Annotated in this window: 4 protein-coding genes; all 4 read left to right on the top strand. The window is 38.2% G+C overall.

What is annotated here, in order from left to right; genetic code table 11:
* Nucleotides 1-245: 245 nt before the first annotated feature.
* Genes EEL30_17515 through EEL30_17530 form a run of 4 tightly spaced genes read left to right on the top strand, consistent with a single transcriptional unit; the run spans nucleotide 246 to nucleotide 14,199 of the window.
* Nucleotides 246-7,307 carry an SDR family NAD(P)-dependent oxidoreductase gene (locus EEL30_17515; protein QDX95806.1) on the top strand — a complete coding sequence of 2,354 codons (7,062 nt, stop codon included), beginning with the start codon at nucleotides 246-248 and terminating at the stop codon, nucleotides 7,305-7,307.
* A 5-nt stretch (nucleotides 7,308-7,312) separates the two neighbouring features.
* Nucleotides 7,313-11,137 (top strand): alpha/beta fold hydrolase, encoded by a 3,825-nt coding sequence (locus EEL30_17520; GenBank protein QDX93934.1) that lies wholly within the window; start codon nucleotides 7,313-7,315, stop codon nucleotides 11,135-11,137.
* A 12-nt stretch (nucleotides 11,138-11,149) separates the two neighbouring features.
* A complete protein-coding gene (locus EEL30_17525) occupies nucleotides 11,150-12,520 on the top strand; it encodes a surfactin synthase subunit 1 (protein QDX93935.1) in 1,371 nt (456 codons plus the stop codon).
* Between the two features lie 38 nt (nucleotides 12,521-12,558).
* Complete coding sequence (locus EEL30_17530; protein ID QDX93936.1) at nucleotides 12,559-14,199, top strand: aromatic amino acid lyase; 1,641 nt, start codon at nucleotides 12,559-12,561, stop codon at nucleotides 14,197-14,199.
* Nucleotides 14,200-14,314: the final 115 nt, after the last annotated feature.

A 14,314-nucleotide genomic window follows, 5' to 3' on the forward strand; every position in this document is an offset into this window, starting at 1 on the left:
GCAAAGGTCAGGTATTGGCACGATTATCATTCCCATCTGATGGAATGGGTTTCGAGGGCCAATATGTATTACATCCAAGTGTAATGGATGCTGCATTACAGATATCTCTTATGTTTCCTACGGTTGCACAGGTAGTAACAAACGTTTTCCTCAAGGAAGCTATACCAGTTACCCTAGAAAAAATAGAAGTTCTACGATCGTGTTCAACAAGAATGTGGTCTCGTGTGCGATCCAGTGAAGCTTGCATGGTTGATAATGAAACGCTAAAAGTTGATATTGATCTGATTGATGATAACGGCTTGGTTTGCATACGTATGATTGGACTTATGTTAACAGCGTTGGAAACAGAAGGCCATTCCGTACAAGGACAGGAACAAATAGGTAGGATATCGCTTGAACCAGTTTGGAGGGAACAAGCGATTATTCAAAAGGAGATCATACCGAGTTACCACAAGCATATCGTCATGCTCTGCGAACCTTTTGAAGCGCTACAGGGGCATATGGCAGCACAAACAAATGAAGTCACTTTTATTTGTCTGCGTTCGGAAGCTAGTAGGATAGAGCAACGATTCGAAGCTTATGCAGTTCAAGCTTTTGAAACAGTGCAACAGATCATCCGATCTAAACCAAATACCCATGTATTGCTTCAAATTGTAGGTTCACATCAAGGAGAACAGCAGGTTTTTTCAGGACTGGTAGGACTATTAAAAACAGCAAGACTGGAAAATCCAAAACTCATTGGACAAATGATTGAAGTAGATCAGGAAGATGAACAAACAGAACTGATCGAAAAAATAATGAACAACAAACAAAGTCCAGAGGATATTCATATTCGATATGTCAAAGGAAAACGACAGGTAGCAAGTTGGAATGAAATGGAAATTTTAAAGCAAAATGTTACGATTCCTTGGAAAGATGGGGGAGTCTACCTTATTACAGGTGGAGCTGGTGGGCTAGGACTTATTTTTGCAGAAGAAATTGCGCGTAAGATAAGAAATGGAACCTTGCTTCTTACGGGTCGATCTGAATTGAGTGGGGAGAAGCTAGCAAAGCTGAAGGAACTGCAAACATTGGATGCTAGAATCATCTATAAGCAAGTTGACATAACGAGAAAAGATGCAGTGGATCATTTAGTTAAACGATTGATACAAGAATTTGGAAGCTTGAATGGGATTATTCATAGTGCTGGAATCATTCAGGATAATTTTATTTTAAAGAAAAGCGTTGAAGAAGTAAAAAATGTCTTGGCTCCTAAAGTAGCTGGTTCCATTTACTTGGATGAAGCTACCAAAGACCTACATTTGGATTTTTTCCTTTTCTTCTCATCAATGTCGGGAGCAATAGGTAATCCAGGGCAAGCAGATTATGCTATGGGTAATGCATTTATGGATTGCTATGCTGAGTATCGAAATCATTTGGTCAATGTAAATGAACGCAAAGGCCAAACATTCTCCATTAACTGGCCGCTTTGGAAAGAAGGCGGCATGCATGTTCACCTAGAAACGGAAAAGATGCTACTGCAAAGTACTGGTATGATTGGAATTGAAACCAAAACAGGCATTGAGAATATATACCAAATGTTTACATCTAAGAAGAATAGATTGGTGCTCATGGAGGGGAATTTGCCAAAGCTACGATCTTATTTCGTAACGAAGGAAATGAAAAAAGAGAAACCTTCCTTAGAACAAACTGTTATCCAAGTCGATCTGGATACATTAGAAGAAAAAACGATGACCAAATTTAGAAGAATGCTGGGTGAACAATTAAAGCTGAGCATTGATCAAATTGATGCTTCGGAGTCTTTAGATCGATATGGAATTGATTCACTTGTCATCATTGAATTGAATCAAAAGCTTGAACGTATTTTTGGAGAATGCTCCAAAACAATTTTCTACGAGTATCAAACAATAGAGGAATTAACTAAATATTTTACACTCCATTTCCGAGAACAGTGTATGGAATGGACAGGGCTAACACAGGAAATGAAAGTAGGTGCTCAGGTACCTGAAGTAAATCATGGGGTGAAAAAAGAATTACCCACTCCGGTTTCTAGTATAAGAAAAAAACAATTTTCTCGTCACGTACCAGTGAATCAGATACAACAAAATCAACGTGAACCGATTGCGATCATTGGAATGAGTGGACACTATCCACAGGCAAGCAACCTTCAACAATATTGGAACAATCTTGCACAAGGGAAGGATTGTATTGTAGAAATTCCGGAAGAACGCTGGTCGACAGAAAATTTCTATGATGCTGATCGAAAAGAAGCTTTTGCGAAAGGGAAAAGCTATAGCAAGTGGGGCGGTTTTATACAAGATTTTGCAAGCTTTGATCCCTTATTTTTTTCTATTTCACCTCGTGAAGCGATGAATATGGATCCGCAGGAACGTTTATTCATTCAGTCTTGTTGGGAAGCCTTAGAGGATGCGGGGTACACGAAGGAACAACTAACTGTGCAACATAAGGGACGAGTGGGTGTTTTTGCTGGCATCACGAAAACAGGTTTTCAGTTATACGGTCCGCAGTTATGGAAAGAGGGAGAGGAGTTGTTCCCTTATACCTCGTTTAGTTCGATTGCGAATCGAGTTTCTTATTTGCTTAACCTGAGGGGCCCAAGTATGCCAATTGATACGATGTGTTCTTCCTCTCTTACAGCCATACATGAAGCTTGCGAACATATCCGTCATGGGGAATGTGAAATGGCTATAGTTGGTGGAGTCAATTTATATTTACATCCATCTAATTATGTTCAATTATGCGGGCAACAAATGCTTTCAGCTGAGGGCAAATGCAAAAGCTTCGGACAAGCTGCTGATGGTTTTGTTCCTGGTGAAGGTGTAGGGTCATTCCTATTAAAACCTCTCTCAAAGGCGATGGAAGATGGAGATCATATTCATGCTTTAATTCGTGCAACGAGTATTAATCATGGAGGGAAAACAAATGGGTATACAGTGCCAAATCCAGTAGCACAAGGTGAACTCGTTCGAGAAGCAATAGAGAGAGCAGGGATAAATGCTCGCACCATTAGTTATATAGAAGCGCATGGAACAGGAACGGAATTAGGCGATCCTATTGAAATAACAGGGCTCAATCAGGCCTTTGGAAAAGATACACAAGATACGAATTTTTGTGCAATTGGTTCTGTTAAGAGTAATATTGGTCATTTGGAAGCTGCTGCAGGTATTGCAGGATTAACTAAAATTGTTCTCCAGATGAAGCACCAGAAGCTTGCGCCAAGTTTACATGCTAAGGAATTAAATCCGAATATCAATTTTGCTAAAACTCCTTTTGCTGTTCAACAAGAGCTTACGGAATGGAAAAGACCTGTAGTGGAAATAAATGGAATAATAAGAGAGTGTCCAAGAATTGCAGGCATATCATCCTTTGGTGCTGGAGGAGCGAATGCTCACGTAATCGTGGAAGAATTTATTTCAAGTGATGAAGTACAATCTACTATTTCTCATCAAAAGAGCCCGGTAATTATTGTTCTCTCTGCCAAAAATGAAGATCGTCTTAAGGACCAAGCGAAACAATTGTTAGTTACAATTCAGGAGCAAAACTATTCTGATCGTGATTTAGAAAGTATGGCGTATACATTTCAAGTAGGAAGAGAAGCCATGGAAGAACGGGTAGGAATGATTGTAAGTTCTATGAAGGACTTAGAAGAGAAGATACGAGGATATATTAATGATCAAGTAAATTTGGAAGATGTGTATCAGGGGCAAGTGAAAAGAAATAAAGAGACTGTATCAATCTTCCTTGCAGATGAAGAATTGCAAGAGGCTATTCAAAAGTGGATCGAGCGTAAAAAATATTCCAAATTGCTTCACTTATGGGTCAAGGGATTGAGTTTCGACTGGAACAAATTATATGGGAAGAACAAGCCACGTCGGATGAGTTTACCCACGTATCCCTTTGCGAAAGAACGATATTGGATTCCTCAATCTGGAGATGGTATAACACCTGAAGCTGTAATAGCTCCCAGAGAGTCTAATCATGATAATAAAATACAATCACGTAAAAATTGCTTTGTTAAAAAACAGTGGCAATCCTTTTCAACGGATGGAACCAAAGAATTAAAGGGAACGATTGGTATTTTGACAACGAGTGCAACGGAGCAGTTAGCAAAGTATGTTTCTGAACGTATTGCTAATACTCGGATGATGAATGTGCATACGCTGAAACCACACTCAAGTCATTCAGAAGAGGAATGGAAAAAGTATGCAGGTATTATTGATGTAACTGGATGTGGCTCTGAAGATTCGGCGGATCAGCATTGGATATCCACTCTCCAAAACCTAATTGGAGTAGGGAAAAGAGATGACATGATGCTTTTATGTGTCACAAAAGGGCTAGAATCCCTTAAAAATGATTCCGTAAATTTGGCTGGAGCTTCACGTGTTGGATTGTACCGTACATTGCAAAGTGAATACAGCCAGGTTCGTTCCAGACATATGGATATAGAGAGGCATCTTGAAGATTCTATACTTGCAGAACAAATTGTTTCGGAATTTTTTGCACAAAGTCAGGATGTAGAGGTTTGTTACCGTGATGGGCAACGTTACCGAGCTTATCTTGATGTAATAGAAGATGAAATAGACATAAAGGGTCAAAAACAGGTGTTCCCTCATTCACATGTGCTATGGATTACAGGAGGAACTAGAGGGCTCGGATTATTATGTGCCAAACATTTTGTCGAAAATTATGGTGTTACTCGTATTGTTTTAACGGGGCGAGAGGTACTGCCGCCACGTGAAGAATGGGAGTTATACAAGGAACATCATTCATCTACAGCTCAAAAAATCAGATCTATTGAACAATTGGAACGTCTAGGAGCTCACATTCAAGTATTGTCTGTTTCCTTATCGGATGAGGATGAAGTGCGAAAAAGCATGGAACATATTAAGCTTTCCATGGGTCCGATTGGTGGAGTCATTCATTGTGCAGGTTCTGTAGATATGGAAAATCCTGCATTTATACGGAAGTCATCTGAAACGATCAAAAAAGTGATGGAACCTAAGATTCAAGGTCTAAACGTAATATATCAAAGCGTAAAGGATGAACCACTACAGTTCTTTGTATTGTTCTCATCTGTTTCTGCCATTGTTCCAAGCTTAGGAACAGGTCAAAGTGACTATGCGATGGCAAATGCTTACATGGACTATTTTAGTGAATCTGTAGCCTATTCCTGCCCAATTGTGAGCATACAATGGCCGAGCTGGAAAGAGACCGGTATGGGAGAAGTGAAAAGTAGTTCCTATGAGCAAACAGGGATGCTCAGTATGACAAATGAAGAGGGACTATCTCTTTTGGATCGTATAATAGCGAAGAAGATGGGGCCCGTTGTTCTTCCCGCAGTTATTCAATCACAGATATGGAATCCAAAACAGCTAATGCAGACCAAGAGTAAAGATATTGGTGAAAATCATGTTCAAATGAGACCAGAAATCCTCCATTATGTGGAACTGGATCAAGATGAGCTTATGCAAAAAACTACATTATGGTTAGTTACTTTATTTTCCAAAGAATTAATGCTAGATCCCTCGTTGTTTGAAGCTGACATCTTGTTTCAAGAATACGGCATGGATTCCATATTATTGGCACAAATCATCACAAGAATGGATCGTGAATTAAAAATTGTAGCTCTAGATCCGTCTGTTTTGTTGGAATATCCGACCATAGGGAGTTTAGCTGCTTATTTGATTGAGACCTACTCAGAAGTTCTGGAAACAATATTCTCGATCAAAAGCAAAAATCCTGAATTAAAATCAATGCTTATTGAATCTGAACATATTGTTGTGCCTAAACCACAAGAGAAAATGAAAGGTCATGCAAATACGAGTAATGATAAAGAAAAAATTGCGGTAGTCGGTATAGCTTGTCATTTTCCTGATGCAAGGAATGCAAGAGAATATTGGGAAAATCTAAAAATGGGAAAAGACAGTATCCGTGAAATACCAAAATCACGTTGGGATATTGAGAAGCTTTATACTTCAAACGATTACACAAAAGGAAAAAGCATAAGTAAATGGGGGGCCTTCTTACATTCAATAGAAGAGTTCGATCCTGATTATTTCCACGTATCAGAATCATTAGCTTCCCAAATTGATCCGCTTCAACGGCAATTATTAGAAGTGAGCGCAGAGGCGATCCTTGATGCAGGCTATAAAGAAAAAGACTTATGGAATAAACAGGTCGGGGTCTTCGTAGGAGCTCGAGCTAGTAATTTTACGCAAAAATTGGATCAAAGCAATAAAGATACCATTGTTGGGACCGGGCAAAATTTCATTGCGGCGCATTTATCTCATGTATATAACTTTAAAGGACCTAACATGGTGATAGACACGGCTTGCTCAAGCTCGTTAACAGCTATACATCTCGCTGTAAGAAGCATTCAAAATGGGGAGAGTGAGCTTGCTTTAGCAGGAGGAGTGGACATCCTATTAGATGAAACCCCTTACGTTGCTTTGAGTGCAGCTAATGTATTATCACGAGATGGGCGTTGCAAAACGTTTAGTGCAAAAGCAAATGGAATAGGTCTAGGAGAAGGATGCGGGGTACTTATTCTAAAGCCGCTACAACAAGCAATCCGGGATCAAAACAAAATATATGGCGTTATTGATGGGTCATCCATTAATAATGATGGCAACACAATGGGAATAACCACACCAAATCCAGAGGCACAGCGGGAATTAATCGAAAAAGCCATTGTTGACGCAAAGATAAACCCAGAAACCATAAGTTATGTGGAGACACATGGCACGGGTACTTTGATCGGTGATCCTATCGAATTAAAAGCATTGACCCAGGTATTTAAGAAACACACCTTGCAAAGACAATATTGTGGTGTAGGTAGTGTGAAAAGTAACATCGGACACCTGATGAGTGCAGCAGGAATAGCCAGTTTTATTAAGGTACTGTTATCACTTGTCCATGAAGAGCTTCCCGCAACACTACATTGTGAACACCCGAATCCACGTTTTCATTTTGAAGAATCACCATTTTTTATCGTACAAGAGTCAATGAAATGGACGAGTACGTATGACGTTTTACGGGCAGGGCTTAGTGCATTTGGATTGGGCGGAAACAATGCTCACATTATTGTGAGTAATGAAGGAATACCTTTGACACATCGAGTGCCTCTGGAAAGTATAAATCCAAACATTTTATTTCAAAGAAAAAGGTACTGGCCAGAAGGAAAGAAAGATGCAAGTTATTTACAGCAATTAGAAGAGGATAACAGAAGAATGGAACAAAACCTTGCTTATTATGAGCCTATCCGAGTTGAGCGTAGGGGAGAATGAATGATATGAATCAAATACAAACACAGGAGACGTTTTTACAGCGACTGTACCATAGTCATTATTTAGTACAAGATCATCGCGTTCATGGCATTTGTGCTGTTCCAGGTCTAGCTCTGATGGATATGGTTTATCGAGTAGCTGCTCTTTATTTAGATAAACAACCAATTGAGTTAAGACAAGTTTTGTTCAAACAACCCATTGTGACATCAGAGCATTTCGACAAAAATATATACGTCACTTTTACGCCTATGGAATCCTATTGGAAAGTAACGATTACAAGTCAAAAAGTAAAAGATGATTTGGTTATAGATCAGCAAATGGAAGTCAATATGGAATGCTTCATGTATGTTATGGATAATGGGAAAAAACACGAAAAATTAGATATTCAAGCATTTATGAATCATTCAACCAAGCAGTGGGATATGGATCAAATGTATGATTTAGTGCGAAAAACGAAAATTCAACATGACACATTCATGAAAACGGAAGGCACGGTGTATCAATGGGGTCATAAAGAATTAATGAAACTTGAACTTAGTAAATTAGCAGAATCTTACCTAGATAAATTTTATGCACATGCCGCTTTTCTAGATGGATCATGTTTGTCTGGGGCATCTTTTATGGTGAGTGACATGCAGTACAATATTTTTCAGGAGAATACGCCTTATATACCATTTATGCTTGAACGGTTTTGTATCTATGAGTCTCTTCCAAAAACAGTTTATACCTATACGGAACAAACCGAAATACATGGAAATATATCGTCAGCTCCAGATGTTGTTTCTCGTGATATTACGATTTTTAATGAAGGGGGTGATGTGTTAGCTGAATATAATAAATTTACTGTAAAACGAGTTAGAGAGCCACAACTCATCAAAAAATTAATTGAAACGCAAACCTTTCAAACGAATATGACAAAGAGCGATCGCCCAATCGATCGTTCGCATAAACAAGCGGAAGAGATGATACAACAGGCGGATGTAATAAACCAACAAAGAGATACTTCTAGCAAATCATCTATTCAAATGTACCTGCAACAAGAAATAGCAAACGTTTTGAAAATGAATGTGAACAGCATTCACACGAACACAGGCTTTTATGAGTTGGGATTAGATTCAACGCAATTATTAGGTCTTGTAAAAATATTGGAGAATAAAGTAAAAGTAGCTCTGTATCCAACGCTTTTATTCGAATATTCGACTGTGGAAAGTTTATCTCAATATTTACAAGACAACTTTAAGCATGCCTTTGTAAAAGAACATAGTATTTTTAATCCTCCTGAAATACAAGTGAGTTCCATACATTCTTACCTACAACAAGAAATTGCCTCAGTATTAAAAACGAATCCTAAGGAAATCCAGATACACACAGGCTTTTATGAATTGGGATTAGATTCAACACAATTGTTAAGCCTTGTAAAAGTACTGGAGAAAAAAGTAGATTCAACCCTATATCCAACGCTTTTATTTGAATATTCGACTGTGGAAAGTTTATCTCAATATTTACAAGAAAACTGGGCGTCCTCTTTTTTCCATGGTACGGATGCGAATACACATGAAATAGCTGTGCCTCCTATGACGAGCAGTTTACAAGAACATCAAGCTAACATACTTTATTTTGAACGAAACTGGAAAAAGATGGAGTTGAATAAAAATAAACGTGCCACTATAAAACGCAATCATGTTGTACTTCTATTTCATGATTCTATAAAATTACAATCTGAAATAAAGCAACAATTGAATCTTGAGACTGTGATAGCGCTGAGATCAGATAAAGCGGATGTTGTAGAGCAATTTCAAGACAAGTGCAAGCAATGTTTACAACACATTCAAGCACTATTACAGAACAAAATGACAACAGAAATTCTGCTACAGATTGTCACGGATTCTAGTGAGGAAGACAAATATGCTGATGCATTAGAAGGAATGGTCAGGACAGCTTACTTAGAACAACCAAAAATTCACAGCCAATTGATTAAAATGGATACGCTGAATGATCATTCTACACAAGTAATCACAGCCTTGCTTGAAAAAGAGGCACGTTATCATGAAAAAGGGACGGTAAGCATTCATTATCGAGGAAAGGACTTGATAAGGTATGTTCATCAGCTAAGAGAAATGGATGCTAAAGCTAACTTTCTCCCCCAGCATGGGCTGGAAAATGGTGTATATGTCATTACAGGCGGTTTAGGTGGCTTAGGTTATTTGGTTGCAAATCATATTGCAAAGCAAGGGAATGTCAAACTTGCCTTATTAGGGCGTTCCAAACTGGATGCAACAAAACAACAACAAATCTATCACTTAATGGAAATGGGAGTAGATGTACGCTATCTGGAAGTAGATTTATGTGAAAGAACGGAAACGGTACAAGCCTTTCATTCCATTAGAGAAGATTTAGGTCCGATCAAAGGTGTTTTCCATTGTGCTGGTGTCATAAAAGATCGATTGCTTATTCAAAAAAATACGAATGAATTACAAGATGTACTTTTACCTAAATGGAGCGGGGTATGGAATCTAGATCAGGTCACTCAGGATGATGAGCTGGAGTTTTTCGTACTATTTTCATCTGTTTCAGCCATTATGGGAAATGTAGGCCAAGCTGATTATGCTTGCGCTAATGCATCTATGGATTTATTTGCTGTAGAGCGACAAGAGCATGTAAACAGCGGCAAGAGATGTGGTCAAACCCTTACGATCAACTGGCCATTATGGGCAGATGGAGGAATGCAGCTCGAAGACGACTTGTTACAAATGATGACTGCCTCAACTGGTCTGTCCGTATTACCAAGTAGAGAAGGATTAGTGGCGTTGGATCATATATTATCACAAAAAAACACTCAAACCATCGTGTTATATGGAGAGGAAAGTAAAATCAGGAATCAAATCCAAACGCTGAACGCAGAATTTGTAGAACAAGTACAAGAGCAACAAGAAGGAGAAAGTATCATAACGAGAATTTGCATAGATGATTTTACTTTTCCTGATGATCTTAAAACATACTGGCATAACATCAAGGCTGGACAGCGACTCAGTAAGCATAAAACGAGTGTGGCAGAGCTTCAGTCATTCGTGGAAAAAGAGAATGACATACAGCATGTACTCGTTCAGACTCAAACATCTAGACAGGTTGAAGTTGTTGTTTGCGGAAAAGGGAAGAAATATGTTCTGTTATTTTGCGGTTTTGGTTTAACTGCTTCCCAATGGTACTACCAAATCAAAGAATTGAGAGAGGATTATCAATTCATTATTATTCATCCGCCAGGAGTAGGATTAAGTGAAGACAATGGTGATCTTTCCTTTCATGGTATTTCCAATACGGTATCTGAAGTGTTAGACATATTACGTATACCTACACCTCTCCATGTGGTAGGGACTTCTTGGGGAGGAATGATAGCACAGACCTTTGTGGCGAATTTTCCGCAAAAAGCTGTTTCGTTAACATTGGTAACAAGTTTTTGCGAATTGGATCAATTATGGGATGAACAATCATTAAAAGATGCATTTAAACTAGATTTTCATATTAATTATCGAAAAGGCGCGTATGAATTGATTCAGCATAGCGAATTTGTTAATCCTGTTGTACTGCGATATAGCGAGATTGCAAGAGAAGGTAACTTGAATACGTACAACATACTTGCAGATATTTCTGTGCCAACATTAATTGTGTCAGCTAAAAAAGACATCATGGGTTTTTACTATCAAACGAATCAATTAGTAACGAAAATACCACATGCGACATTAGTCGAGATGAACGGTGGTCATGGATGTAATATCACACATTATGAAGAGTTTAATCGGATTTTTACCCAATATGTAAACGAACAAGATTAGGGGATGAATACAATGATGAAAAAAAATGTGATTAAAACGTATCCTTTATCAAAAATGCAAAGTGTTTTTTATGAACACTTTGCATTGTTTCCAGAATCATATGGAAACAATGAAAAAGTGCTTTATCGTATACATTCACCCGTCAACATAGATGTAATGAAGGAAGCTTTTTTACAAGTTATCAAGCGACATGAGATGTACCGCACCAATTTTATTATGGAGGATGAACCGGTACATAAAGTTTACGATGAGGCTATTTTGGATTTTGAATTAATTGAAGCTAGTAATTGGGAGGAAGAAGTAGTAACACAGTTTTTACGTGAAGAAACATATCGTCCTTTTAAACTAGAAGAAAACCCTCCCTTTAGAATTAGATTGCTACGTTTTTCAGATCATGATTTTATCTTACTTTTAGTATGGCATCATGTTGCTGTTGATGGATGGTCTGCTTCTCTTACAATCGATGATTTTGGATTGATATACAAGCATTTATTAGAAGGAAACGCGGTTGAGCTTACTCCAATTAGGCGACAGTTTTCAGACTTTGTTACAGCACAAAACGAGATGCTAGAAAGTTCAGAAGGGGAAAAACAGCGTTTATTTTGGAAAGAAAAGCTGTCAGGAGAGCTACCCGTACTTAAGCTCCCAGCAGATCGAGAGTTTCCGGATGTTCGTTCTTATAAAGGAGGTACTGTATCGTTTCGCCTTGAGCAACCATTGAGCAATCAGGTATTTGCTTATTGTCAGGAAAAAGATACAACACTTGATCGAGTTCTTCTATCCCTATACTTTGCTTTTTTACATGGTTTTTCTAAACAAGAAGAAATCGTAATTGGAACACCTAGATATGGACGAGCATCGACAAGCTATTATAATACGTGTGGCGTTTTTATCAATTTACTTCCCTTACGATTGAAAATGCCAAAAGATGTCACGTACTCTGAGCTCGTGCATTTTGTTGATGAGCAAATTAATCAATATCTAGCTTATCAAGATTATCCGATGACACTTATGATGGAAGATCAAGATTTACATGTCGGACTAACGCCACTTTTTCAAACATGCTTCTCCATCCAGAAGTGGCCTAGACAGAGCACTACGATTCATTTTGGTGAGTCCACAAATGAAATTAATTTACATGGTTTACAAATGAGTCACTACTATACAGAAAAGAAAATCTCAAAGTTCGATCTTGCTTTGTATGTTGAGGAAGATCGAAAGAATGGTATTTTGCCTATCTTTGAATTTAATGGTGATATTTTTGATAAAGAAACGATTGTGAAGTTGAGTAGTATTTTCAAGAAATTTATTTCTTCTGTCATGGATGATGATCAGGTGAAAATTTCCACTCTATGCTCATTTCTTCAAGAAATTGAGCAATAGGCTAGAAACTATTTACAGATAGAGAGGATAGAGTGACTATGAGTGAATTAATATTTACAGAAATAGAGCAGCAAGACCAGATTCAAGACAATCAACAAACAATGATATTAAACGGGAATGATTTAACAATTGCAGATGTTGCCCATGTAGCAAAAGGTGACTCTAAATCATTTTCATTTTTAATTTCGGATGAAGCAATAGAGCGTATTGTAAAGTGCAATGAGTTAAAACATGAAATTATCAACAAGCAGCATCCTATATACGGAGTTACGACTGGATTTGGGGACAGTGTAAATAGACAAATATCTGCTGAGAAAACATGGGATTTGCAACGAAATCTTATTAAATTTCTATCGTGCGGGGTTGGTCCTGTAGCAGATGAAAGCGTGGCACGGGCAACCATGTTAATACGTACGAATTGTTTGGTGAAAGGGAATTCAGCTGTACGTATGGATGTGATTCATCAGCTGGTAGCATATTTGGAAAAAGGAATTACCCCGATTATTCCTGAGCGTGGTTCTGTTGGAGCAAGTGGCGATTTAGTTCCGTTAAGTTATGTTGCCTCAATCCTAGTTGGAGAAGGAAAAGTGTTGTATAAAGGGAAACAGTGTGAGGTAAAAGAAGCACTTGAAGCTGAGGCTCTCATGCCTTTAACTTTGGAAGCCAAGGAAGGGCTTGCCTTAGTGAATGGAACTTCTTTTATGTCTGCATTTGCTTGTTTAGCGTATACAGATGCTGAAGAAATCGCATTTGTAGCTGATATTTGTACAGCTATGGCTTCAGAAGCGCTGCTAGGGAATCGTGGACATTTTTATTCGTTCATTCATGAACAAAAACCACACCTTGGTCAAATGGTAAGTGCGAAAAATATATACACCATATTAGAGGGCTCCCAGTTATCCAAAGAATATTCGCAAATTCTTGGAATTAATGAAAAAATGAATTCAAAATCTTATGTGGAATTAACGCAGAGCATTCAGGACCGATATTCGATCCGATGCGCACCGCATGTTACCGGCGTGCTGTATGACACATTAGATTGGGTGAAAAAATGGCTAGAAGTCGAAATTAATTCAACAAACGATAATCCCATTTTTGATATTGATACGCGTGAAGTTTACAATGGCGGTAATTTTTATGGCGGTCATGTCGTACAAGCAATGGATTCGTTAAAAGTTTCGGTCGCCAATATTGCAGATTTGTTGGATCGTCAATTGCAACTGGTGGTCGACGAAAAATTCAATAAGAATTTGACCCCTAATTTAATTCAACGTTTTAACAGTGATGATTATGAACTAGGTTTGCATCATGGATTTAAAGGTATGCAAATTGCAAGCTCAGCTTTAACCGCTGAAGCTTTGAAAATGAGCAATCCCGTCAGTGTGTTTTCACGTTCTACAGAAGCTCATAATCAAGATAAAGTGAGTATGGGTACAATTGCATCACGTGATGCACGTACAATTGTAGAATTAACCCAACATGTAGCGGCGATCCACCTCATTGCACTTTGTCAAGCATTAGATTTACGTGACATTGAAAAAATGTCACTACAAACTTCTAAGATTTATAAAATGATCCGCATGCATGTGCCGTTTGTGGATCGTGACAGAGCATTGGAGGGGGATATTGAAATAGTTGTACAGCTTATCCGTTCTGGAGAATTAAAAAAAGGAATGTAAGAGGAAAACAAATATTCACTATCAACTAGTAAAGACTTCCCAGAATAATTGGGAAGTTTTTTCTCTCTAGTAGGACTTGCGAGGAGAATAGAATTTCTCATATGATACAAGGGCA

The sequence above is a fragment of the Brevibacillus laterosporus genome (assembly GCA_007833815.1).
GTDB lineage: Bacteria > Bacillota > Bacilli > Brevibacillales > Brevibacillaceae > Brevibacillus_B > Brevibacillus_B laterosporus_D.